Below are 24,398 nucleotides of genomic sequence, written 5' to 3'. Positions count from 1 at the left end.
TTAGAATGAATTTGTGAGGGGGAGGCAGGAGATATGGAATTTGTTGTGCAGCTGAAAAATATAACAAAAGTTTTTCAAGACCATGAAGCATTAATTAATGTAAACTTACATATTCGTAAAGGTGAAATTTACGGATTTTTAGGTGCAAATGGAGCGGGAAAATCAACGATAATGAAAATTTTGATGAATATGATCAATCCAACATCAGGCGAACGCTGGCTGTTCGGTGAAAAGGTTAAAGAAGAATCCTTTGGCTATTTGAAACGAGTTGGGAGCATGATAGAATATCCCATCTTTTATGAAAATCTAACTGTACGCAAAAATTTAGAATTGCATTGTGCTTATATGGGCTACCATCATCCCACGGCGATTGAAGATGCCTTAGAAAAGGTTGGCCTTGAAGGTGTTGGAGAAAAGCTACCTAAAAACTTATCGCTTGGTATGCGTCAACGACTTTGTGTGGCGCGAGCAATTTTGACAAAGCCTGAACTATTAATTTTGGATGAACCGATTAATGGGCTGGATTCTGAAGGGATTCAATCAATGCGAAATTTATTTCAGACATTGAATAAAGAATATGGTATGACGATTTTGATTTCGAGTCATATTATCGGTGAAATTGAACAAATTGCTGATACGATTGGGATCATTAAAAAAGGTCGTGTCATTGAAGAAATATCAATGGAAGATATCCGAAAGCAAAATACTGAGTATATTGAAATGATTGTGGAGCAGCCTCAAAAAGCAGCGGTGCTGCTTCATGAACGATTCGGTATTCAGAATTTTAAAGTATTAAAAGATGGAATGATACGAATTTATGATTCACCAATTCCAAGTACAATGATTTCAAGGGTATTGATATTAGAGCATATACAAATTCAATCGATCGAACAAAAACGAGTAACATTAGAAGAGTATTTTTTGAAGAAGATGAAAAGCGATTTGTAGGAGATGACATGTTTTGTACCATTTGATGAAATTAGAACTACAAAAATACCGAGTCAATAATTTTTTTAAAGCAAGTATCATTGTGATTTTTTGTATAACGGTCTTAGCCTGTGGAATTCCAATAATAGAAAGTCACGAGAACGGGCTTGAATTTCAAACAGCGGCTCATTTTTTTACAATAAGCAGCGCTATTGCAAGAGGAAGTTTTACTGTCTTTGCGGGTGTCCTGATTGCAAAAATGGTGATTTCAGAGTTTAAAAACCGGACAGTTTTAGTGATGTTTTCTTATCCGGTAAATCGTAAGAAATTAATCATTACGAAGTTGCTTCTTATTTTTCTTTTTACCTTTGTATCAATGATTGTAGCTAACCTTTTTGTAAATGGTATTTTCATATTATTGAACTCTTTTTTTCCGCTTGTAGTTGGTTTAGAGGTTACCATGAATGATTTCTTCAACGAATTGCCGAGAGCTATGTTATTTTGCTTTGCAAGTGCAGGTGCTTCTCTTGTTCCTCTATATTTTGGAATGAAAAAGTATTCAGTCCCTGCGACAATTGTTGCGTCTATTTTGGTCGTTTGTATTTCATGCCAGTCCTTTGGTCCAGACTTTTCACTTGCAAGTATCTGGTATATTCCTGTCATTTTAGCATTCGTGGCATTTGGTCTCGTAGTATGGACAATTCGTCATATTAATCAAATTGATTTGGAGTGAGAAAATGGGGATGATGATAGGAGTGATGACAGTGTGCATTTTCGGTGTGGTTTTACTATTAATCGGCATTATTTTAATGTGGAATAAATGTGCAATAGCAGCAGAAAAGAGAAGGTGAATCACTACGTAATAATGGGATCAAAACGGCAGGTGTTGCTTCGCTAATTACGAGTGGCAGAGTTTTATTATGATAACAGGGTGTTAAGCTTGCAGCATAAGCGTGGCTCGGCTCTTATCCATGGCGTTGGAGAAGACGTAGAATATCTGGTTGATTTAATGCAGAATTATGGGAGTAGTACAGTAATATGACCTTAATAAAAAGGGCAAGCCCTTACCAACCTTTAGACAGTAAGGGCTTAGTTCTATTGTTAATATTCCAGCTTCTTATGATGATGCTTGTGTCCTGAAGAAGATCATTTCATCTCGATCGAAAGCAGGATATTGCCGAAAAATAATCATCACTCTTGAGGCTGATAGGTTTATATATCCAACAGCAAAAGGGTCTCACTATTAAACTGAAATACTATCTAACATTTGAAAATACGATCGTATTTACACAAATAATCATCCTTTTTCTTATCGAATGGCAACAAAAATATCTATCTGGGCTTCATTCGGATCGATACTTCTTTCATCATATATCTCAAAATCACCAGTATAAGTACGCTCATAATTATTTTCTTCAAACCATCGCCAGATGGCAGACCAGGCCTTTGGAACAATTTCTAAAACAGGACCAACCTCTGTCGTAAAAACAGCATATTTCGCTTGTGGGACGTGAAAAACCTGGAAACCTTCTATAACAGTTTGTTTATTGGAAATTTCCTTTCCGACCGCAAAAGTATATGCACCGAAAACATCGCTCTCATAGTTTGAATACAAGCCAATTATCGGAGTTTCATTTCCCTGTTTAGAGAATTGTCCTTGAATTTCTTTACTGAAAAACCTGTCCCATATTTTGGGGATTTCTCCATCCCCAGTTATTTCTGCAGCATTCGAAGTTCTCGAGCTTATTCCTAAAACGGTGAACGCCTCTTTTTTAATGATTTTGGGTGTGATGGTTGGCTCCTTCTTTTTCCACCTTTTCAAAAAAGGAATCGTGTTTTTTAACATCGTCTTTGCTTTTTCCTCTTCCATTCCATCCTCTTTTAACACTGAAATGCAAAAGTCAATCATTTCTTCCATCGTCAAATTCGGTTGTGAAAAATCTCCCTGGTCATAACAATAGCGGCAATATTCATCATTCTTTTCACCAGAAACTTCAGTTCCGAATAATTCGGAATCTGTCATTGGCATGCCGCAGCTTTGACAAAAGGTTTGAATTTCTGTCAATGGTATCTCCTCCTTTTCTGAAAATCATTATACGAACTGTAATATGACAACTGTTTGTCATATTGCAAAATATTTATTTATACTTCCTGTAAATATTTTGGGATAATTGCTTTAATCGATTGCGAACACGCATTGGTTCCACAACCTCTACATTGTCCAAAAAACTAAGTAAAAAGCCATACATCCAATCATTCTCCGGCATTTCAATGATGATTTGACACTTTCCCGTTTTATGATCGATGGTCATTTGCTCATCCTCAAACATTTCATCCATTGATCTACGTATGGATTCGTCAAATATGATTTTCAGGGAAACGATATTTTTCGGATCATACCAGTCAAGATCCCAGGGTGATTCCGCCAATTGGATCTCTCGTCTAACGAATTTTTTTTCATTCATGCATACATTTTTCATTCTTGTTAACTTAAATAACCGAAAGTCATTCCGGTTTAGACAATAACCATATAAATACCAAGATCGTCCCTTTAAAACTAGCGTATGTGGTTCAACTTCCCGATCCATCTTTTCACCATTTGGTTTTAAATAACAGAAATTTACACAATTTGTTGCTGTAATGGCCTCTTTTAATAATGAGATTTTCTTTTTAAGTAAAGGGTTACCCCCCCACGGACTAAAATCAATAAAAATAGATTCTTGATTCTGTTCGGTTAAACTGGTTATTTTTTCCAGTACCGATTTAGTGTTTGTATCATCATAGGATGTTGAAACGCTTTTTAACGCAATGGCAATTGCCTGAAGTTCCTCATCTGTCAGTATATTTTTATCAAGCCGATAACCTTCCATCAGGCCAATCCCGCCATTCGTACCTTGAAACGTTATAACCGGAATCCCTGCCTGACAAAGCGTATCAATATCTCTGTAAATAGTTCGGACGGAAACATTAAATGTCTCTGCAAGCTCTTGTGCCCGCACACGTTCCCTATTAATTAAAATCATTGTCATCGCTAAAAGCCGGTCAAGTTTCATGATTATTTCCTTTCACACGATATTTTTACTAAAGCACAGGGGGCAATGCTGAATCTATCGTAACAATATAATAAATGCCGTCGCTGTTTTTTAGAAGCAGAGCTCATCCGTTTTCTGGCTGGAAAATGGATAGAAATGAAAAAACACCTTTATTGTTAGCAAAGTAAGAATCCCTTAAATTACTATAACAGAAGAGGTGTCCCATTCTATGGTAGATCGAAATAGCCATATTAATCAACATATTTTTAGTAGTGTACTAGGGATTGTTATGCTTTTAATTAGCTTGACACATAAGTCTTATTCTATCATATAATTGATAATGATAAACGTTATCAATTAGGTGAATCTTGGAAAGAGGGGGAGATCTCTTGTATATAATGATAAGAAAAATGGTTGTCACCGAGGGAAATGCACATAAAGTTATTGAGCAATTTAGCAAGGAAGGTATTATTGAAAAACAGGACGGGTTTATTGATGTTACTGTTATGAAAGAGAAGGCTCGACGTGGTGAGGAAACTGTTGTGGCTATGATACGATGGGAATCAGAGGATCATTGGAAAAATTGGGAGAAAAGTGATGCCCACTTAGCAGGTCATAGAGCAAAAAAGGAACAACCAAAGCCAGATTATCTTCTAAGAACTGAAGTAAGCATGTATACAGTTCAAACCATAAAAAAAGCTGCCAACTAGGAATGTCCCGATGGAGCGGTCGAAGAATCTAAAATACTTTCATCAAATGGCAGGTAAAGCTTAATTAACAATACTTGCCATTTATTTTATAATTGTGCAAGGCAAATCATTATTGTGCAATGGGTGTTTTTATTGAAAAAACTCTCTTTAGATAAACTTCTTTTTAGAAAACTATACTAGGTGAGAGTGAATTTTTCCTCGAAAGAGAAGACAAAAAATGATACCGTATCATTAGCGGTAGTTTAATAAAACGGAACGAGATATATCTGTATCTTGAACAAGAAGACCTGGATGCAGCCGTGCAATTTAATAGCGTACATATAGAATAGAGTCAAAATGTTTATAAGTAGAACACTTTCAGCTTTTTCAATTAAAGAGATTTTGAGGTCCAGAGGCTGGTTGTACTGGTCTGTGTTCAAGAAAAATCTATGTCTGTTCTTACTTTAAAACTTTCCTTTTAAGGAGCATTAATAAATGAGAAATATTGATGAAATAAAAGCGGGTATTGCAGTTATTGTTTTTAATGAAAAGAATCAGGTCTTGTTACAGAAAAGAATTGATGTAGGGCTGTGGGGTATTCCATCAGGACATATAGAAATAGGGGAAACAGTTTCTGATGCTGCTATCAGAGAAATGAAAGAGGAAACGAATTTAGATATTAAGATTAAAAAATTAATTGGTGTTTATTCTGACCCTCTTTCACAGGTGTTTGCTTACCCAAATGGAAAAGTCGTACATTTTATAACAACTTGTTTTCTTGCAGAAATTACTGGTGGAGAACTTATATGTAATTCAAATGAATCACTTGACATTAAATTTTTTGACCTGCAAAACCTGCCTGAAAACTTGTTGAACATGCATCCTAAGTGGTTAGAGGATGCTCTTGCTGAAAAAGAAATGGCATTTATTCGTTAACCTAATAAAGTTATCAGGATACTGGGGACGATACTAATGGAATTCACACCGGACCGTTCGGCTAAAAAACCTATTTATAAACAAATTGCAGAATACATAGAAAAGGAAATTTCATCAGGAGAATTTTCTCCTGATACCCGCTTGCCATCTGAACGTGCATTAGCCAAAAAGCTGAATGTAAATCGTAGTACTGTTGTAGCTGCTTATAATGAATTGGAATCTATTGGACTAGTGGAAAGAAAAATAGGAAGTGGAACGCACATAAATACAGATATATGGGGGATATCCCACAAACGAATACCGAACTGGGGAAGATATGTGGAAGACGGTTCTTTTTTACCCAATCTCCCGTTAGTACAGAAAATTCGTACAGAAACTCAGAAAAATGCGTTAATTAATTTGGCAAGTGGCGAATTAGCACCTGACCTGTTCCCTGTTGATCAATTCCGTTCGATTTTAATAAAGCAGCCTTTCAGTGGTCATTTAGGATATGATCATCCGCATGGAAATGAGATGCTGCGTGAGACCATTTCTAATCACTTATACAATTATAAAAATATATGCGTCCGTCCAGAATCAATATTAATTACTTCCGGGGCACAACAAGCCCTTCATCTTATTGTACAATGTTTGCTAAAACCAGGAGATACTATAGCGATTGAAAACCCCTCGTATGCCTATTCTTTGCCTCTCTTTCAATCTGCTGGACTTAGAATTTTATCATTACCAATTGATCGATATGGTGTGAATCCTTATTCTATTATAGAACTTCAAAGAAAACACCGGATTCGAATGCTTTTTTTGAATCCGGATCATCAAAACCCAACAGGTACGAAGTTGTCCATAAACAGGCGTAAACGAATTCTGGAATTATCTTCAGAATACGGAATTCCGATTATAGAGGATGATCCATATAGCTTAACTTCGTTTAACGGGGATATAGGCCCTTGTTTAAAATCGATGGATGAGAACGGAAATGTTGTGTATATTAGTTCGCTCTCTAAGATTGTTGCATCTGGATTAAGAATAGGATGGATAATCGGACCACAGAAGGTGATTGAGAAGTTGGCAGATGCCAAACAACAAGTGGATTTTGGGCACAGCGTTTTTCCTCAATGGATAGCAAATGAATTTTTAGGATCACCACATTTTGACTTACATATCTCCTTGCTCAGAAAACATCTTAAAGAGCGTAGAGATTTAATCATATCAGCCCTACTGAATTTGTCGGAAGTTGAAACGGATTTTATTGTACCAGAAGGCGGAATTCATTTATGGTGTAAGTTAAATGAACAGATTGATGAATATAAGTTGCTGGATGCATCTATGAAAAAAGGAGTAGCTTTTGTTCCAGGAAGTATTTTTGGCTCTGAAAAAGGGAGTATACGTTTTTCGTTTGGGCGAGGAGAAAAGCACTTAATTGAAGAAGGGATCTATAGGTTTGCCAGCGCACTAAAAAGCTCCGGCTCCGGATAAGAAATACTCCATCATTAGCAAGTCTGGTTAAGATTGACCCATGGATTAATCCATGGGTCATATTTTATTCAGTCAAAAAAGTGGATGAGGAAAAAGGTAGTGGATTGGATGGTCTAATGTCTCATTAAATTTATTATGATTAATGAGAGATCGGTATGAAAAAATTCATCTGAGATAAAAATAGCATGGTAGGAGTGAATTCTATGACATTATACATGATTATTGCTGGTGTTATAACAAGCATAGCTGCTCTTGTGGGAACGTTTCTTGTAGGAAGAGACGTTACAAGACAATTGAAGAAATATGAAGAAGAGGGGGATACTCCCGAAGATCAATTGGCAAGATCAATTGATTACGAGAAAACCTCTTTAAAATATAATATAAAAAGATTGTCATGGATATATGTAGTATTGGGACTTGTTGTTCTATTTGTTTCTATCAGCATAGCCTATTTTGGTAATTAATCACCAGAAATCCATTAAATCAAGAAGAAAACCGTTTACGTGACGCTGAAAGGAGAAACACTTTGCCAAGAAGTAGACGGTACTCTTTTAGGTTTGTCCTGAAAAGACGGAAAAATGGATGAGCAATGATTAGAAATCGGTAAAAATTGAGGGGTACAACAATATAGAAACCGTTATAAATAGAAGCCGTTATAACCTTTTTGCCCCTTTCAAAGGGGGCGTTTCTATATGTACTAGAAATATAGTTTCCAACGTGATGTACGTACATCTCTTGGCCTTGAAAGCCTGTATAAATGATCTCATGAAATGTGTACCTCTTTGTTCAAGAGTTTCCCACTATTAACTAACATTAAATAATTGTGTATCGTGGGATCTTCTTACTCATATTCTTCAGTTTACTTCATGGATAACGGTGTTGCCACAACTAAATCTAAAGGTTGGAGTTGAAATAAAGTTAAACATGAACAAATAAGAGGACTCATTTTGATCGCTGTTTATCCAAAATGAGCTCTTTTATTTTTTCTAAAATCAGTAAGTTAAACTTCAAAGGAAAGTCCTTTCGTTCCACTTTGGAAATATTAGATACTATATCCAACTGCAAAGGACTTATAATTTGAACCAATATGTGCCTGCAAGATAGAGTTCCATGAATTTTTACTGCCTGGGGTTTGGGATGGTCACCTTTATACAAGCTCCACCTTCGGGATGATTTTGGGCCGAAATGGTGCCATGATGTTTTTTAACGATTATATATGCAATATAAAGGCCCAAACCAAAATGGGCTCCTGTTCCTGTTCTCGATTGATCTTCCCGATGAAACTTGGTAAATACTCTTTCCGTGATTTCGTTTTGAAAACCAGGACCGTTATCTGTTATATCAAAAGTAACGGTATCTCCATTGGTTGTTGTTTTCCATTCTATTGTTCCATTTTTCGGTGTATGACGTATGCTGTTCATTATAATATTATCTAATACTTGCGATATTCGCTGCGGATCCATGTTGACATTGAAATGTGATGACTCAATGTTAATTGAAGTGATAAAGAAAATATTTTTTTCCGTACAAAGAATATCATATTCATTGGATTTATTCTTAATAAACTCCTCCACATTAACTGATCGATATTCGATTGAAAATTGAGGGTGATCAATAATGGATACAGTGTTTAACTGATTCATTAATTGAACCGCTCTTTCCGTGCTTGTAAAAATGGCTTGTAAATAACGTTCTAGTCTTTCTTTATCTCTTACTCCGCCATCAAGCAACCCTTCCACATGACCATGGATAATCGTCAGTGGAGTCCGAAGATCATGAGCAATCGCTGCCACCATTTCCTTACGCTCTTCTTCTATTTGCCACTGGCGTTCTAAGGAGTCCTTCAAAGCAACCCTCATTTCCTCAAATGCCGCCACTAGTTGCTGTAATTCCTTCACTGTTTTAAATTCAACCAATTTGAAATTTAAATCATGGTTTTGAACTTTCTTTACACCCTCCATTAAAGAGTGAAACGGTTTTTCCATTTGTTTACTAAACTTCTTCCCTATTAAAAGGGAAAATAACGAAAAATACATGAATGGGCAAATAAAAACTACAAATCCAAGTAAGATAATGATGAGTCCTAATTGCGGATTAGAAGCTGCGAGCGTCAATTTATAACGAAAACCTATTGCTCCTAAGAAATCACCATTTTGACTAAATACAGGGTAAAATCGAATTATATTATGACCCATATATAAGTTTTGGTTAAGACTATCGAACAAATCTTTTTCATTTTGAATATATGATTTCGATGTAGAACCATATAAAAGTCCCCCGTGTTTATCCAGTACCTGATAATCCATTCCCTCTAACGGAATCTGCTCTTCCAATTCTTGTTTCGTTTCTTTTAATAACAATTTTCCCTGCAATTGTTCCACATACTCAAGGATGGCGGGAATTTGATTTTCGTAATAATTAGCGGGTTGTAACTTATTGTCGTAATACATAAAAACGAAAAAGATCATCCCCCATGTCAAAATCGTCGCACCCATACTAAAAAATAATATTTTATAAAAAGATGTTACGATTTGCCTGCGAATAGGTCTCACTGCTTTTCCCATTTATATCCTACTCCCCAGACTGTGGCAATATAAGGTGAATCTTTGCTAACACTTGATAACTTTGCACGGATCTTTTTTATATGTTCGGTTACCGTAGATGAATCTCCCTCTGCATCATACCCCCAAATCTTTTCGTAAATTTGCTCACGTGAAAAGACTTGCCCAGCATGAAGAGCCAGTAGTTTGATTAATTCAAATTCCTTTATTGTAAAAGCAACTTCTTGATGTTGATAAAAGACAGCATAACCATCCAAATCAATCATGAGATTTCCAAAGTACAAATGTTTCATATTCTTTCTGGCTTTCCTTTGTTCATGGCGTAAGTGAGCGATGATTCGAGCATGCAGTTCTCTCATACTGAAAGGCTTAACTAAATAATCATCGCCACCTACTAGTAATCCTTTAATTCGATCTTCCTCATTACTTTTTGCGCTCAAAAAGATAATGGGGCAGTCGATATTTTTTCGAATTCGATCACAAAGTTCGAGCCCACTCATTCCGGGCATCATCACATCAAGAATGATGATATCCGGCTTGCTCACAAGTGAAGCTAGTGCCTCTTCACTATTGTAAGCTGTTATGACTTCATAGCCCTGATCCTGAAGGGAATCTGTAATGAAGGCAACAATGTCCTGTTCATCATCCACAATTAAAACTTTAGTCATGGTTTGCTCATCCCATCCACTGTTTCATTTTCCAAATTCCTATATTTATCATACTACTGATCGAGATGATTAAAAATAAGCTTATAAAAAATGCAGCTTGAGGTTCACCAAGCACTTTGAATATTGAATCCGTTGTTAAGAAGTAATCAAAAACATCATGAATATACAGGCTCCCGACAAGTGTCACTACTGTTCCAGCATAAGCCAAAATTGGATTTGGCATTAACACACTGATCAAACTGCACAGGCCAATGACCGCAATGATGATGACGAAGGCAATGCCATAGAAGACTACCGTATAAAGCAGTCCAGCAAATGGATTCATTGCGTCTGTTTGATAAAAGGTCGTTTCCTCAACATGCGGCATAAACAAAATACCAAACACCGTAGCAACTATCCAAGTAAAGATCATAATCCCTAAAAATATACTTACTTGAACAAACCATTTTGCTAACAGTACTTTTATTCTATTTTGGGGACGAATTAATACAAGCCGTAAAGCCCCGGAAGAATACTCCCCATTAAAGCTGTCTACAACAAACATCGGAATTAAGACAAAGTACAGAAATATCCCTAATTCACGTAAAAAGAATGGTGCGGTATTAATCGAATTTAACTTTACAGCATGTTCCGCATCATAAAAACTAACCCCATCCATTGCATATAGAAAGACACATTCAAACGCTAAAACAAAACAGACTATAAGTAAGCCAATCATCGTCTTTTTTCTTTTAAATGTCCGCTCATATTCACTTAATATAAGATTTTTCATAAAATCATCCTTTATATAAACATATCTTTTTTCCTTGTTACAAAAAGGAGTAATAACTGAAACAGTATAAAATAACTTATAAGTATCAGTAACATCCAACCAAGAAGATAAGGTGTCTCTGCCAACATCATCGTGATCCCTTCCCATTGGATCATCGGAATAGACGTGAAAAATATATTTATCATTTTTTCGTTCCCTGCAATTGATGAGAACAACTGTATAAAGTTTGGATAAGCGAAACAAATAAGCAAATAACCAACACTTACACCAAGCGCTGTTGTCATCGTTTGTGAGATGGCGGTAAAAAAGAGGATGACACTGCTAATAGCAATTAATGTTAGAAAAGCTAAAGCGTAAAATTTCAAATTATACAAAAATCCATCTGACCATGTGACAGGATCTTGATGATAAAACTGCGGATATGTGTCAGGACATGAAAACATCGCTAACCCAATCCCATAACAAACAAGGAAATAGACAAGTAAATATACAAAAAGATAACTGATTAACACCAAATATTTGGCAAAAACAAGTTGCTGAAATGATTTTATTCGCATCAACACCATTCGTAAAGATCCGGATCGATATTCTTCCGTTACGATTAGTGCGGCAATGATGGTAGCGACAAGATTAAAAACAGTCATTAACATTTCTGAAAGTCCAAGTATAGGAAAGTTTCCTGCTACCGTATATTGCGGTAGATCTGGGGTTAATGCTCGATTTTGTTGTTGGCAAAATTTTGCGGCTGCATAAACCATGACAGGGATCACTGCTAATAAGAGCCATGGTATTTTTCTTTTCCACAATTTTTGCCATTCTGTTGCTATTATTGTTTTCATTGGGACACCAGCTCAATAAATAGTTCTTCTAAATCTTTCTCCTGATCAAGCTTCCCTTTCCAGACTAATTCTCCCTCACGGATAATGAGAATTTGATCACATATTTTCTGTAATTCATCGAGAAGGTGACTAGAGATAAGGATCGTTTTTCCATATCGATTTTTTAAAGTAAGGATTAATTCTCTCAATTCCCGCATACCCATTGGATCAAGGCCATTCGCTGGTTCATCTAAAATGAGCAATTCGGGATTGCCCAGCAGTGATTGCGCAATTCCAAGTCTTTGTTTCATCCCTAGAGAATAGGTACGAACTTTTTCGTCCGCTCGAGTTTCGAGTCCAACAATCTCCAATACCTCTTTCACCTTTTTGCTTATCTCTGATTTTGATAACCCATGAAACCGAGCTAAGTTTCTTAAATTATCTCTACCTGTCATGTATGGAAAAAAGATCGGCGATTCCACAATGGCCCCTACATTTTTCAACGCCAATTCCCGCATTGTGCCCACGCTTTGATTTTGAATGAATACATCGCCTTTCGTTGGGCGAATAAGCCCCGTTAACATGCGAATCAATGTCGTTTTCCCCGCCCCATTAGGTCCAAGCAAGCCACAGATAACCCCTTTTTCTACATGAAAAGTAACATCTTTAATTAAATATTTACCCCGTATTCTTTTGGAAACATTCCTGCATTCTAAAACAGTCTTTTTCAATTTTAACCCTCCTTAGAGAGAGTGTATTAAACAAATATAAAGAATTTATAAAGTTTTCCATGTTTATTTTGAAAGGAGTGTTAGTGAGACAACAAAAACGTAAAAAATGATCCCCATTTCTACTGGTACATTCGAGTATAAAATCAAGAAGATGGAGGAATCCAAACTACTGTTGTCCAGCAACGGCTGAAGAAGGAAGTGATTCTCACATCGGAATACGGGTTTCAAGTGGCCCATTACCAGAAAGCCCCGAACAAAGGAAAGTGGAGAATTCAGTCAAATATGTGAGGTATAATTCTTTACTACAGGAAGCATGAACCTTCTTAGATGCCTGGAATCGGAGGACGCCCTCAACTGCAGGAAAGCGCGACGTACGCTTTGCGAATCAAACAACCGGGGTGGCATCCGACAAACGATTTAAGTGTGAACAGAAAGTGCTTCCAAGCGGAGAAATACATAATGGCTGTATTTCTATTAAATCCAAAAATACTCTAAATGATAAAGTTTTAAGTTGGATTCTTTTGGTTAAGACGATATCTATAAACAATTGATTTCCAGTGGGGAAACAGTATGACATCTATCTAGTGTGTACTTCCCGGTATATTTAACTTGTTTCTTTTTATTTCTATACCCCTAAAATATACATACTAAGTATGTATATTTTAGGGGTATTTATTAACAAGAATAGAAATTTATTTATAATTATACTTTTATTATATATATACTTAGTATATAATTTGAAAGGCAAACAATAGGAGGAATTAATCATATGATTAAAGTTAGCAATCTAACAAAAGAATTTTTACAGGGACAAGAGAAAACAAAAGTGTTAAAAGGTGTTGATTTAAGCATTGAAGAAGGTGAATTCGTGGCTATTATGGGTCCAAGTGGCTCTGGAAAAAGCACTTTACTGCAATTACTAGGGGGGCTAGATGTACCCACCAATGGGGAAATACAAATTGATCATCATTCAATAAACGAAATGAAGGAAAAGGAAAGAACGAGATTTCGGAGAAAAAAACTTGGTTTTGTTTTTCAAAATTATCAATTGTTGCCAAATTTAACTGTTGAAGAAAATATCGCTTTTCCTCTTCATGCAGATGGAAAATTGACAAATGAAAAAAGTAAATGGATCCATGAATTGATCGATTCTGTAGGATTAACGGGTTTAAATCGAAAACGAGCCAATTTGCTTAGTGGAGGTCAGCAGCAACGAGTGGCTATTGCTCGAGCACTTGCTAATAACCCGACTGTATTGTTAGCAGATGAACCTACAGGGAATTTGGACAGAGCAAGGGCAGAAGAAATTCTTGGTTTATTGTCAATGTTCCATCGTAATCATAAACAAACCATTGTGATGGTTACACATGATATTTTCGCAGCTGGTTTTGCAGATCGCATCATACTTTTTAGAGATGGTATTGTCGATCAAGTTATATCTAGGAAGGATAGTGACTATGCTAAATATTTGGCGAATTTCATGGCGTAATGTAACACAAAACAAAAAAAGGTTTTTCTTTACATTACTTGCGATAATACTAGGGACGTCCTTTTTAACATCTATGTTGATAGCCGACAAAACAACCAATGACGTTTTTGACTACTATGAGCAAATGTATGTCGCTAATGCAGATTATTGGGTGTTAAGTGATGAACATACCTATCCAGAAAAGATGGTCTCATCTATTCAAAAGGATCCCGCTGTTACTCATACACTGCTTGCCCTTGATAAGCAGGCTTTCTTTGAGCTTGAAGGCGATCACTCTTTGAATGAAAGATCTGTACGAATTACAGGAGTAAATGATCAAAACAGCCCTTTGCTGGAGCTACCAGTTATTGAAGGCAGCTTAGATAATGAGGGAATAGTTATACCAAAGGCTGTTGCCAATTTATTAGGGGTAGGGGTTGGAGATTGGATTGGGTTTACCGATATGGGAGAAGCAAAGGTATCGGCCATTGTTGAGTACACGCAATTACTTGCAAGTCCTAGTAATTGGGAACGTGCTGAATCAACAAGTTTTCGCATTATGGCACCGCTTGAAATGTTAAGAGAGTGGAATGGGAAGAATGATGAGATTTCCTATATGCGTTTTCAAGTCAAAGGTGATGGCACGAAGCTCTTTCACTCTTTTCAACAGAAGTTTAGTGGGTCTAGTGTGTACATAGAGCCCGTTGTAGCAGATGATCTCCAAAGCAACGATATAGGTGGCCTTTATACCTTTTTCTACTTAATAGCTGGGTTGTCAATGTTTATCAGTGGGTTTATTGTTTTTAATATGATTTATACAAGTGTAATAGAAAGAAAAAAAGAATTTGCTATAATGAAAAGCCTGGGTTATACACAAAGTTCTGTTTCTAAGCTCGTTCTTATTGAAATGATACTCTTGGCATTGATTGGCACAACTGTTGGAGTACCGATTGGTATATGGCTTGGAGACCTGTTCATGCAAGCTCTGTTAAGTGTATTTGAATTTGATATGGTCTACACATTAAATTGGAAGCTGCCAACGATGATGGCGATCATCATAGGTTTGTTATTCCCTGTAGTTTTTTCATTATTTCCTATCTATAGTGCGGGTAAAACATCCATTTTATTGTCATTAAAAATGTCGAATAAAACGGACACATCATCCAGGTGGTATTTTCTTAGAGCCATTGTTGGTGTGATCCTTTTATGCTTTGTGTTTATAGATCATCCAGTTTCATATGTTGCTATATTAATAGGGGTTATTTTATTATTCCCTTTACTATTATCGGGTTTAAGTAAAATGATAAAGCCTATTTTTAAATCACTGTTTAATTACCCCGGCACTATGGCTACAAAAAATCTCTTGCAGCAATTAAACCGTAATGCTAATACTGCTGCTATTCTAGCTGTTGGAATATCGGTTATATTGTTACTGGGGGCGGCTGTAGAATCAGCTCCCCAAGAATATGAAAAAGAGATTAGAAATACGTATGGGGGAGATATGAGAGTTACTTCTGAGGTACCTTGGTCTTCAGAAGACATAGAAAAAATACTTTCTTATAGTGCTGTTACAAGTGTTGAAATGTTAACTGAAGCAACCCCGATTACTTGGGAAACAAGTAATGGAAGAAGTAGACAATTTTCTGTTATTTCTGTAAGCGAAAATGGCCCCTCATTATTTACAGATCACCGGGAAAAGGATTTGTACCAAAAGTTAAAACAGAAACCTTCTGTGTTGCTTGGAGAACGTGCATTTAAAGAATGGGGTGGGGATGTTGGCCAAAGTATTCTAATGAATACTCCAAATGGTGAACAGCGATTTGAAGTTATTGGCGTTGTTAAAACATCACATTATTCTGGTTATGTCGCATTTATGGACAAGCTATACTTGAATGACGATTTTGGATGGAAAAATAGCTTTGATTTGCTACTGACTGTAGACAATAAAGCGGATGGTTCAATCCGTGACCAGTTATGGTCTGATTTCGGTAAACATATTTCAAAGGTTCAAACGGTCGAAGACGAAATTGAATCCACTACATCGGCCATTTCAGGTATGAATAAACTTATCTTCATTTTATTGTTTATGATTATCGGGTTAGCTAGTATTGGTACAGCCAATACGCTATTGATGAATACTTTTGAACGCATCTCGGAGATTGGGACTATGCGAGCACTCGGTTTTACGAAACAACAGGTTACAAATATGATATTAGCAGAGGGGGTGCTCATTGGCTTTTCAGGGGTAATCGGAGGCATTGTAACAGGTACCATTTTAATCTATGCAACAAGTAAATCTCATTTAATGGAAGGGTTTATGTCTTTCCAATTACCTTTCGGTAATATGATATCAGCAATAATTGCAGGTGTGTTGCTAAGTCTTTGTGCAGCCTGGATTTCCAGTAAAAGTGCGAGTAGAATAGATATTCAATCATCGCTCAAAGAAGGTTGATATGTTGTCAGTAAAATATGGAATCTTAACGTTATTATTCCGTCAAAAGCATCATGGATACGAGTTGAAATTAGAATTGGATTCCCTTCTTGGAATTAAAGGTAAAATCAATCCTGGTCAGATTTATACCACTCTCGATCGCTTGATCCGTGACCAGCTTGTCTCATCCCCAGGATTGGATGAGCAGGAAAGAAAATTGTTTGAGTTAGAACCAAAAGGTAAAAATGAGTTGGAAAAATGGTTATTGGAACCTGTTCCTTATTACATGACAAGAGAGGACTTTTTCTTTAAATGGAGCTGTGCCCGTAAAATTCACTTTGCCCATGAAAAGCAAATGCTTGAACAACAGAAAGCAATGATTATTAAAGAAGTGATGGAATTAACTAAATTAAAAACTGAATTATTACTGCAGGGTGATGAAAATAAATATTTATTAATCACTGGGATGTTATTACATTTAGAAGCAGATTTAAACTGGATAAATCAAGTGGAAAATCGAAACTTTTAATAAAAGTGTCAATCTATATACGCTCGACAGAGGAGTTTCTATTCTTAAAAAACTTCTGCCACTTCCTAGGTGGTTTATAAAAAGGGTAGAGCAGGATATTAGAACGGTTTATCACAGTAGCGGTGTTATTATTATAATCTTGGGGGTCTTTCAAAACACAGATGAAAAGATTACTCTAACGTTGCATTAATAAGTGATATGCTCATAAGATTGATACAGAAAAATCCCACTTAATGCAATATCCGAAGAAATTCGTAACCAAGCAACCTAAGCAGTCAGTCGCCTGTATAATGTCGGCAGCTGGCTGCTTAAAGGTGTTTTGCCTCCTGTCTCAATAACAGGGAGCAGTTACCTTGAACTGCCTTTGTCCCATGTTTGAAAGAATTGAAAGGTTAAGAAATATATGAATACAATGTAGAAAAAAATAGTGATATATTGAAAAATTATCACCTTATTGATCTATCCTGTTGAACTGGGGACGTATCGTATGCCTGTGTCCGAGATGTAGAATAAAGTGCACATAGAATTGATAGAACAACAACTAAACTACCAACCCAAGCATTGTAATCAATCGAACTCCACATAATCACCAGTCCTCCCAGTCCGGAACCGATAGCCACACCTATATGCATTGCAGACGTGTTTACTCCGATAGCCACATCCCCATTTTTAGGGTCATTATGAATCAAATAGTTTTGTACAGCAGGTGAAATCATCCAACTTATACAGCTCCAAATCATCATAAACGGCAAAAACCAAAACAGTGATGTTGTCATAAATGGCAAAATTACCAAAAATATAAAAAAAAGAGAGGGAATCAAAACAACTGCTCGTGATCTTCCTAATTGGTCAGACAACAAACCACCGATATATCCTCCGAATACCGCAGAAATTCCGAAAAGCAACAATACAACACTCATCATAGTATCAGTCACATGCAACTGTTTTTGTACATAAGGTAATAAATACGCATACAGAGTGAAGTGTCCTCCAATCATTAGAATGGAAATCAATTGACCACTTGCCATTTTACGGTTTTTTAAATGCAACCAATACTTAGAAAATGGAATCGCTGGTTTTGGCTCAATCGTCGGAAAAACAAATCTAATAGATAGTCCAAGTAAAAGAGCAATGATAGCGATAAATATAAAGGGGGCACGCCAGCCGAATCCGCTACTTAAGAGTATTCCGAAGGGAACACCTAATACTAATGAGCCACTAATCCCCATGAAGACAAAGCCGATTGCTCTTCCCTTATGAGAATCGGGGACAATGCAGGATGCTATAGTCGTGGCCAAAACAATGATAAGGGAACAACTAGCTGCAGAAATAATACGTACACATAATAGCATTTCATAATTAATGCTCATTGCGGCAATCAAATTACTTAGGGCAAAGATCAAAACTGTTATTTGAAGCAAATTTCTTCTCTCATAAGAAGCGGTGCATGTGAGTAATAAGGGAGCACAGATAGCGAATACTATGGAAAAAATACTGGTTAATTGTCCTGCAGTGCTTACAGTAACATTTAAATCGCTTGCTACTAGAGATATGATCCCAACAATGATATTCTCATCTATCCCTGCCGCAAAAGCGATAAAGGCTAATAAGTAGACACGGTAGTTCATAAAAGACCCCTCTTTCCCAACGGCATATAATTCAGCAATTATTATTGATTGACTGATTATTCAGTTATTTTTATACAGTCTAAAATCAAAATAAAATTGTTCTATCATTTCATGATTTCATCATTTAGTAAAAATAACGAATTATAACTCTACAGACTTTAAAGAGCGTTGATTTTTCCGGCTATTTTAGTGAACAGTTAAATGGATAGTATCAAAAAGAATGACCAGAGAAGTAGAAAATGAATGCTTCATTCTTTCAAGTGTATCAACAGCTTATTTGTTTAATAAAAATCACTGCTTATCTTGCTCATAATCATTACACAGCATTTTCTCACCTCGTTTTTTCAAATTAGCGCGGGATTATATGTATTTTGAATGGTCATTTTTTCTAATTCCTTATTTCCCTAAAAGTCACGCTCTCATGAATGTACATACTATAATACTAATAATCAGGTGACATTGAAACGAACTTTTTTAGTGATATGTGTGCCTAACGTATTCTCCTGTTCTTATGGCTGCCAAAGCCACTTTGAGGAACAGAAAGCCTGTTGTTTTAGGAATCTCCACAAATGACGCTCTTGGATTGAATGGCGTAAATTTGATGAAGCTCATGGCTGCCAAGAATATATACTTTATTCCATACGGACAGGATGACCCGGAAAGAAAGCCGACTTCCATGGTTGCCCGGATGGAAATGCTTCCTGCTGCCGTGGAAGCCGCCATTAATGGCTACCAGATACAACCGGTGATTATTGAGAGGTTCAGGTACTTTTCATGAGATGGATATTGGGAAAAGAAGGATGCCAATGATCTTTCTTTTCCCGTCAATTCAATATTTTAAAGAAAAAGGATTTCGACAGCTGAGTAAAATGTGTTAAAATGATTATTATTGAAATAATCCTTATAAACCTTAATTCAGGTATGCCGGGATTAGGAGGAGAGTCTTTCAAATGGAAAAAACTACAGGTTATCATGTCGCCGTCATGGGTGCGACTGGAGCAGTGGGACAACAAATATTGAATACTTTGGAGAGAAGGGACTTTCCAATTCGAAAGTTGACGCCGCTGTCATCAGCACGTTCAGCGGGTAAAAAAATCCAGTTTAAAGGGGAAACTCTCACGGTTGAAGAAGCCGTTCCCGAATCATTCGAAGGAGTAGACATTGCCCTATTCAGTGCAGGAGGGGGCGTATCAAAAAAGTTCGCACCCGAAGCAGTGAAACGAGGGGCAATCGTAATAGATAATACAAGTGCATTCCGTATGGATCCAGAAGTACCGCTTGTTGTGCCGGAAGTGAACGAGACAGCTTTAAAAGGGCATAAGGGGCTTATTGCCAATCCGAACTGTTCGACTATTCAAATGGTTGCAGCCCTTGAGCCGATCAGAAAAGCCTTCGGCTTGAACAAAGTAATCGTTTCTACTTATCAAGCAGTGTCCGGTGCGGGCGCTCAAGCGATTGCAGAGTTGAACAATCAAACAAAGTCTATTCTTGATAAAGAAGAGATCAATCCTGAAATTTTACCGGTGGGCGGGGCGGAAAAACACTATCAAATCGCTTTTAATGCTATTCCGCAAATCGACCAATTCTCTGACAACGGCTATACTTTGGAAGAGATGAAAATGATCAATGAAACGAAAAAAATCATGAATCTTCCAACCTTGAAGGTCGCAGCCACTTGCGTACGGCTTCCGGTCGAAACGGGACATTCTGAATCGGTCTATGTGGAAATTGGACAAAATGATGTGACTGTTGAGAATATTAGACAGGTACTTTCGGAAGCGCCTGGTGTAACTCTTCAGGATGAACCGAATGAGCAGATTTATCCTATGCCGGCAATGGCGTCAGGAAAAGATGATGTATTCGTAGGAAGAATCCGTGAAGATTTGGATGAAAAAAATGGATTCCATTTGTGGATTGTATCCGACAATCTCCTTAAAGGAGCTGCTCTGAATACGGTTCAAATTGCAGAGAGCTTGGTCAAATTGGGCATGGTATCGACGCCGCAACACAGTTAAATTTTAAATCGGGGTGTTAGAATGAAAGTTGTAGTTCAGAAGTTTGGCGGAACATCTGTAAAAAATAGTGAAACACGTGCACATGCAAAAAAACATATACAAAAAGCTCTTGAAAGCGGAAATAAGGTAGTTGTGGTCGTATCGGCGATGGGGCGAAAAGGAGATCCATATGCAACTGATACTTTATTAGGGCTGATTGGAGATAAAAAAACAACCCTCACCGGCAGAGAAAAAGATATGTTGGTATCCTGCGGCGAGACAATCTCAAGTGTCGTTTTTACGCATATGTTGAATGAGAAAGGTATTAAAGCGACTGCAATGTCAGGTGCCCAGGCTGGATTTCTCACTAATGATGATTTCACAAACGCCAAGATTTTAAAAATGAACTGTGAGCGGCTTAAAGAGGAATTGAAGACATATGACGTAGTTGTAGTTGCAGGCTTCCAGGGAGCTGCAGAAAACGGTGATATCACAACAATCGGCCGTGGAGGAAGCGATACTTCGGCGGCAGCACTTGGAGCAGCCTTAAATGCGGAATTTATAGACATTTTTACTGATGTTGAAGGTATGATGACTGCTGATCCGCGTATTGTAAAAAAAGCACGTCCGCTTTCAGTTGTCACATACGATGAAGTGTGCAATATGGCTTATCAAGGAGCCAAGGTCATTCATCCTCGTGCAGTCGAAATCGCTATGCAAGCCAAAATACCACTTAGAATCAGATCAACCTATTCTGATTCACCGGGTACATTAGTTACTACACTGGACCGAAAAAGAGAGCAGCCCGAAGTACGTGACCAATTAGTGACAGGGATTGCTTTCTTAGAGAATATTTCTCAGATAAAGGTTTCTGCAAAAAAAGGACAGTATCATTTCCAGTCTGAAGTTTTCAAAGCGATGGCCAATGCAAATATCAGCGTGGACTTTATCAATATTTCGCCTACAGGAGTAGTTTATACGATCCCCGAAGACGCCGTTGAGCGTGCTATTGCCGAATTGAATGCAGCCGGTTATGATCCAATTGTGGAGCCTAGGTGCGCTAAGGTATCTATAGTCGGCGCAGGAATAACAGGGGTCCCTGGGGTTACAGCTAAAATTGTAACCGCCTTGGCAGAAAAAGAAATTCGTATCCTTCAATCGGCAGACAGTCATACAACCATCTGGGTCCTTGTTGAAGGAAATGAATTGGAAAATGCAGTGAATGCATTGCATGATGTGTTTGAATTGCAAAACGAAAAAATTGAATATGAATTATATGATTGAGGTGTGAGTGTATGGCTCATTTTGGCAGGGTATCAACGGCAATGGTGACACCCTTTGACAATAGGGGAAACATTGATTTCCAAAAAACTTCTAAACTTGTAAATCATTTGATCAGTAACGGGACAGATTCCCTCGTAGTGGCCGGGACAACTGGAGAATCTCCAACTTTGACGACAGAGGAAAAGCTTGCTCTTTTCGAGCATGTTGTCAAAGAGGCAGCAGGAAGGGTTCCTGTTATTGCAGGTACAGGAAGCAATAATACGTATGCATCGATCGAATTGACAAAAAAAGCCGAAGAGCTTGGGGTAGATGCAATCATGCTGGTTGCACCTTATTACAACAAACCCAACCAGGCCGGTTTGTTTAGACATTTTGAGGCAATTGCGTCTGCAACTAAATTGCCTGTAATGCTTTACAATATTCCGGGAAGGTCAGCGGTCAACTTATTGCCTGATACTGTTATTGAACTGTCAAAAATTGATAATATTGTTGCTGTCAAAGAGGCGGGCGGCGATCTGGACGCTATGGCTAAAATCATTGCTAATACTGAAGATGATTTTATGCTGTACAGTGGCGATGATGCTTATACATTGCCGGTGCTTTCAATAGGTGGAGTGGGAGTTGTTTCTGTTGCCAGCCATGTTATCGGGAATGAGATGCAGGACATGGTTCAATCGTTTTTAAGAGGTGACCATGCGAGGGCAGCAGTCTTACACCAACAACTGCTTCCGTTTATGAGAGGAATCTTTAAAGCTCCAAGCCCTGGTCCTATTAAAACGGCCCTTCAGCTTACAGGATTTGACGTAGGCTCTGTACGCCTGCCCCTTGTTCCTTTGTCTGAAGAAGAAAGATTGGATTTGCAAAGTGTATTGAATACTGTAAAGAAGATATCCAATAACTGACAACAACTTTTAAAAAAATCCCCTGGATAAAGAGGCAGGCTCTTTAACCAGGGGATTTTTTCATATTTTCCGGAGGGCTGAAAGCCGGAAAAAATACGCTGATTGTGGTTCCTTTATTAATTTCACTTTCGATATTCATTGTTCCGCCATGATTTTTAATAATCCGATTGCATATCATCAAGCCCAGACCGGTCCCTTTTTCTTTCGTGCTGTAAAAGGGTTCTCCAAGGTTAGGCATTCGCTCTTCCGGAATACCGATGCCTTCATCCATGATTTTCACCACGATTTGTTCATTGTTTGTCCTAATGGCGCTAACGGTAATTTTACCACCATCCGGCATGGCTTCAATGGCATTTTTCAATAAATTGATAAAAACCTGTTTTAATTTATTGGATTCACCCTTTATAAAAGGTGTGGTCAATTCTATTTCGGAAAAGATCTCTACATTATGAAGAATAGCCTCCGAACGGAAGAGATCAACAGTTTCATCCAGCAACAGCCCAATATCAACTTGTTCCTTTTTGGAAGGCTGAGGTTTTGCCAAAATTAATAAATCACTTACAATGTCTTCGATACGCTCCAATTCACTCAACATAACTTCAAGATAGTCATTATTATCCTCTTTTTTTAACAATTGAGTAAAGCCTTTTATGGCTGTCAGAGGATTCCGGATTTCGTGAGCGATTCCTGCAGCAAGCTGTCCTACAACGGACAGTTTCTCTGTCCTGTGCATGATTTCTTCAGCCTTCTTTTGATTGGTCAAATCCCTGATCAAGATTTGAAAGGTTTCCCTTTCTTTATAAATCGTCGGAATCAGCTTGACCTGTACATACTTTTTGAGTCCGTCATGTCTTGAAACAGTAAGTTCAAAGGCTCCATTTATCCCATTCTGCGCTAACTGACGCTCTATTTCTTCATGAGATGCAGCATATATGAAGTCAAAGATCGACTTGCCGATCACTTCTTCTTTTCTTGTAACGCCGAACAATTTCTTGGCTGTATCGTTAATGTAAATCCAGTGTCCGCTTTTAGTGATGATACCGACAGTATCTTGAAAATTTTCAACGAGAAGGCGGTACATTTCTTTATTTTCCTCTAACTGCGCTTCAGTTGCAATCTGATTCGTCACATCCCTTGAAATACAGGAGAATCCTCTTTGCTCATCGATTCCGGAATACGGTATCAATGTGGTTTCCAACCATATATAATCGCCTTCTTTACGGCAGAAACGATATTTGATCCTTTCATAGGTTTGAGCGAAACAAATATCTTTTAACTTTTTTCTGTCACCCGGATGAGAAAAATCGTAGAGGCAGGAATTGAGCAGTTCCTCTGGTTTATATCCAAGTAAGGGATATGAAGTCGGTGACACATATGTAAAGTCTCCATCAACTGAATGAAACGAGAAAAGGATATCAGAGTATTGAAGGAATGAGCGGTAAATCTCAAGCTCCTGAAGCAAATTTCCCTTGTTCATGCAATATCTCCTTTATTTCAATTTCATATAATTATAAAAATTGTATCATATTTTTCAAGAGATTTAATATTAAGC

21 protein-coding genes and 1 pseudogene are annotated in these 24,398 nt (G+C 37.4%); 13 read left to right on the top strand and 9 right to left on the bottom strand.

Annotated elements, in window-relative coordinates; all coding sequences use genetic code 11:
* Positions 1-33 precede the first annotated feature (33 nt).
* Together C509_RS0101285 and C509_RS0101280 are read left to right on the top strand one after the other, a co-directional pair.
* Positions 34-948 (top strand): ABC transporter ATP-binding protein, encoded by a 915-nt coding sequence (locus C509_RS0101285; protein ID WP_018705084.1) that lies wholly within the window; start codon positions 34-36, stop codon positions 946-948.
* A gap of 25 nt (positions 949-973) precedes the next feature.
* Positions 974-1,660 (top strand): ABC transporter permease, encoded by a 687-nt coding sequence (locus tag C509_RS0101280; RefSeq protein ID WP_033369669.1) that lies wholly within the window; start codon positions 974-976, stop codon positions 1,658-1,660.
* A gap of 576 nt (positions 1,661-2,236) precedes the next feature.
* Here the strand turns inward: C509_RS0101280 and C509_RS0101270 are convergent.
* Positions 2,237-2,992 (bottom strand): zinc ribbon domain-containing protein, encoded by a 756-nt coding sequence (locus tag C509_RS0101270; RefSeq protein ID WP_018705081.1) that lies wholly within the window; start codon positions 2,990-2,992, stop codon positions 2,237-2,239.
* 73 nt (positions 2,993-3,065) lie between these two features.
* Positions 3,066-3,980: a helix-turn-helix transcriptional regulator gene (locus C509_RS0101265; protein ID WP_018705080.1), complete on the bottom strand. Its 915-nt coding sequence runs from the start codon at positions 3,978-3,980 to the stop codon at positions 3,066-3,068.
* Positions 3,981-4,348: 368 nt separating this feature from the next.
* Here C509_RS0101265 and C509_RS0101260 point away from each other — a divergent pair, with 368 nt between their 5' ends.
* The 4 genes from C509_RS0101260 to C509_RS0101245 all read left to right on the top strand — a co-directional run bounded on the left by C509_RS0101260 (position 4,349) and on the right by C509_RS0101245 (position 7,524).
* Complete coding sequence (locus tag C509_RS0101260; protein WP_018705079.1) at positions 4,349-4,669, top strand: antibiotic biosynthesis monooxygenase; 321 nt, start codon at positions 4,349-4,351, stop codon at positions 4,667-4,669.
* Positions 4,670-5,143: 474 nt separating this feature from the next.
* Positions 5,144-5,584 (top strand): NUDIX domain-containing protein, encoded by a 441-nt coding sequence (locus tag C509_RS0101255; protein WP_018705078.1) that lies wholly within the window; start codon positions 5,144-5,146, stop codon positions 5,582-5,584.
* Positions 5,585-5,620: 36 nt separating this feature from the next.
* Positions 5,621-7,060 (top strand): MocR-like pyridoxine biosynthesis transcription factor PdxR, encoded by a 1,440-nt coding sequence (gene pdxR, locus C509_RS0101250; protein ID WP_018705077.1) that lies wholly within the window; start codon positions 5,621-5,623, stop codon positions 7,058-7,060.
* Between the two features lie 203 nt (positions 7,061-7,263).
* A complete protein-coding gene (locus C509_RS0101245) occupies positions 7,264-7,524 on the top strand; it encodes a hypothetical protein (RefSeq protein WP_018705076.1) in 261 nt (86 codons plus the stop codon).
* A gap of 654 nt (positions 7,525-8,178) precedes the next feature.
* Here the strand turns inward: C509_RS0101245 and C509_RS0101235 are convergent.
* Genes C509_RS0101235 through C509_RS0101215 form a run of 5 tightly spaced genes read right to left on the bottom strand, consistent with a single transcriptional unit; the run spans position 8,179 to position 12,610 of the window.
* The gene (locus tag C509_RS0101235; RefSeq protein ID WP_018705074.1) at positions 8,179-9,624 is read right to left on the bottom strand and encodes a sensor histidine kinase; all 1,446 of its coding nucleotides are present in this window, start codon (positions 9,622-9,624) and stop codon (positions 8,179-8,181) included.
* Positions 9,609-10,289 carry a response regulator transcription factor gene (locus C509_RS0101230; protein ID WP_018705073.1) on the bottom strand — a complete coding sequence of 227 codons (681 nt, stop codon included), beginning with the start codon at positions 10,287-10,289 and terminating at the stop codon, positions 9,609-9,611. The genes C509_RS0101235 and C509_RS0101230 overlap by 16 nt, the downstream gene beginning before the upstream one ends.
* A gap of 7 nt (positions 10,290-10,296) precedes the next feature.
* Positions 10,297-11,061, bottom strand: a complete 765-nt coding sequence (locus C509_RS0101225) for an ABC transporter permease (RefSeq protein WP_018705072.1) — start codon at positions 11,059-11,061, stop codon at positions 10,297-10,299.
* Between the two features lie 11 nt (positions 11,062-11,072).
* The gene (locus C509_RS0101220; RefSeq protein ID WP_018705071.1) at positions 11,073-11,900 is read right to left on the bottom strand and encodes an ABC transporter permease; all 828 of its coding nucleotides are present in this window, start codon (positions 11,898-11,900) and stop codon (positions 11,073-11,075) included.
* Complete coding sequence (locus tag C509_RS0101215) at positions 11,897-12,610, bottom strand: ABC transporter ATP-binding protein (RefSeq protein WP_018705070.1); 714 nt, start codon at positions 12,608-12,610, stop codon at positions 11,897-11,899. Before C509_RS0101215 ends, C509_RS0101220 begins: the two co-directional genes overlap by 4 nt.
* 769 nt (positions 12,611-13,379) lie before the next feature.
* Here C509_RS0101215 and C509_RS0101210 point away from each other — a divergent pair.
* From C509_RS0101210 to C509_RS0101200, 3 genes are read left to right on the top strand one after another with little or no spacing between them, the layout of a single operon-like run.
* Positions 13,380-14,099, top strand: coding sequence for an ABC transporter ATP-binding protein (locus tag C509_RS0101210; RefSeq protein WP_018705069.1), 720 nt, complete (start codon positions 13,380-13,382; stop codon positions 14,097-14,099).
* Positions 14,068-16,530, top strand: a complete 2,463-nt coding sequence (locus C509_RS0101205) for an ABC transporter permease (RefSeq protein WP_018705068.1) — start codon at positions 14,068-14,070, stop codon at positions 16,528-16,530. The genes C509_RS0101210 and C509_RS0101205 overlap by 32 nt, the downstream gene beginning before the upstream one ends.
* Before the next feature lie 4 nt (positions 16,531-16,534).
* A complete protein-coding gene (locus C509_RS0101200; protein WP_026319619.1) occupies positions 16,535-17,038 on the top strand; it encodes a PadR family transcriptional regulator in 504 nt (167 codons plus the stop codon).
* Positions 17,039-17,484: 446 nt separating this feature from the next.
* Here C509_RS0101200 and C509_RS0101195 read toward each other — a convergent pair whose 3' ends face one another.
* The gene (locus C509_RS0101195) at positions 17,485-18,666 is read right to left on the bottom strand and encodes an MFS transporter (protein WP_018705066.1); all 1,182 of its coding nucleotides are present in this window, start codon (positions 18,664-18,666) and stop codon (positions 17,485-17,487) included.
* 490 nt (positions 18,667-19,156) lie between these two features.
* On the opposite strand from C509_RS0101195, the pseudogene C509_RS23195 reads away from it, so the two are divergent.
* The 4 genes and pseudogenes from C509_RS23195 to dapA form a co-directional block, all read left to right on the top strand.
* Positions 19,157-19,444: pseudogene (locus tag C509_RS23195) on the top strand (flavoprotein); the annotation flags it as partial.
* A 172-nt stretch (positions 19,445-19,616) separates the two neighbouring features.
* On the top strand, positions 19,617-20,681 hold the full coding sequence (gene asd, locus C509_RS0101185) for an aspartate-semialdehyde dehydrogenase (protein WP_018705064.1): 1,065 nt from the start codon (positions 19,617-19,619) through the stop codon (positions 20,679-20,681).
* A 21-nt stretch (positions 20,682-20,702) separates the two neighbouring features.
* Complete coding sequence (dapG, locus tag C509_RS0101180) at positions 20,703-21,944, top strand: aspartate kinase (RefSeq protein ID WP_018705063.1); 1,242 nt, start codon at positions 20,703-20,705, stop codon at positions 21,942-21,944.
* Positions 21,945-21,955: 11 nt separating this feature from the next.
* Positions 21,956-22,846, top strand: coding sequence for a 4-hydroxy-tetrahydrodipicolinate synthase (dapA, locus tag C509_RS0101175; protein WP_018705062.1), 891 nt, complete (start codon positions 21,956-21,958; stop codon positions 22,844-22,846).
* A gap of 43 nt (positions 22,847-22,889) precedes the next feature.
* Here the strand turns inward: dapA and C509_RS23190 are convergent, their stop codons facing one another.
* Positions 22,890-24,323, bottom strand: a complete 1,434-nt coding sequence (locus C509_RS23190; protein ID WP_018705061.1) for a PAS domain-containing sensor histidine kinase — start codon at positions 24,321-24,323, stop codon at positions 22,890-22,892.
* Positions 24,324-24,398: the final 75 nt, after the last annotated feature.

It is taken from the genome of Siminovitchia fordii DSM 16014 = CIP 108821 (genome assembly GCF_000374565.1).
GTDB lineage: Bacteria > Bacillota > Bacilli > Bacillales > Bacillaceae_C > Siminovitchia > Siminovitchia fordii.
This window is presented reverse-complemented; position numbering and strand designations above follow the sequence as displayed.

What these genes read in the sequence shown, in the direction of transcription:
- C509_RS0101285 (WP_018705084.1), top strand. Translation starts at nt 34, where the DNA reads ATGGAATTTGTTGTGCAGCTGAAAAATATAACAAAAGTTTTTCAAGAC.
- C509_RS0101280 (WP_033369669.1), top strand. Translation starts at nt 974, where the DNA reads ATGAAATTAGAACTACAAAAATACCGAGTCAATAATTTTTTTAAAGCA.
- C509_RS0101265 (WP_018705080.1), bottom strand. Translation starts at nt 3,980, where the DNA reads ATGAAACTTGACCGGCTTTTAGCGATGACAATGATTTTAATTAATAGG.
- C509_RS0101255 (WP_018705078.1), top strand. Translation starts at nt 5,144, where the DNA reads ATGAGAAATATTGATGAAATAAAAGCGGGTATTGCAGTTATTGTTTTT.
- pdxR (WP_018705077.1), top strand. Translation starts at nt 5,621, where the DNA reads ATGGAATTCACACCGGACCGTTCGGCTAAAAAACCTATTTATAAACAA.
- C509_RS0101245 (WP_018705076.1), top strand. Translation starts at nt 7,264, where the DNA reads ATGACATTATACATGATTATTGCTGGTGTTATAACAAGCATAGCTGCT.
- C509_RS0101235 (WP_018705074.1), bottom strand. Translation starts at nt 9,624, where the DNA reads ATGGGAAAAGCAGTGAGACCTATTCGCAGGCAAATCGTAACATCTTTT.
- C509_RS0101230 (WP_018705073.1), bottom strand. Translation starts at nt 10,289, where the DNA reads ATGACTAAAGTTTTAATTGTGGATGATGAACAGGACATTGTTGCCTTC.
- C509_RS0101225 (WP_018705072.1), bottom strand. Translation starts at nt 11,061, where the DNA reads ATGAAAAATCTTATATTAAGTGAATATGAGCGGACATTTAAAAGAAAA.
- C509_RS0101220 (WP_018705071.1), bottom strand. Translation starts at nt 11,900, where the DNA reads ATGAAAACAATAATAGCAACAGAATGGCAAAAATTGTGGAAAAGAAAA.
- C509_RS0101210 (WP_018705069.1), top strand. Translation starts at nt 13,380, where the DNA reads ATGATTAAAGTTAGCAATCTAACAAAAGAATTTTTACAGGGACAAGAG.
- C509_RS0101205 (WP_018705068.1), top strand. Translation starts at nt 14,068, where the DNA reads ATGCTAAATATTTGGCGAATTTCATGGCGTAATGTAACACAAAACAAA.
- C509_RS0101195 (WP_018705066.1), bottom strand. Translation starts at nt 18,666, where the DNA reads ATGAACTACCGTGTCTACTTATTAGCCTTTATCGCTTTTGCGGCAGGG.
- asd (WP_018705064.1), top strand. Translation starts at nt 19,617, where the DNA reads ATGGAAAAAACTACAGGTTATCATGTCGCCGTCATGGGTGCGACTGGA.
- dapG (WP_018705063.1), top strand. Translation starts at nt 20,703, where the DNA reads ATGAAAGTTGTAGTTCAGAAGTTTGGCGGAACATCTGTAAAAAATAGT.
- dapA (WP_018705062.1), top strand. Translation starts at nt 21,956, where the DNA reads ATGGCTCATTTTGGCAGGGTATCAACGGCAATGGTGACACCCTTTGAC.
- C509_RS23190 (WP_018705061.1), bottom strand. Translation starts at nt 24,323, where the DNA reads ATGAACAAGGGAAATTTGCTTCAGGAGCTTGAGATTTACCGCTCATTC.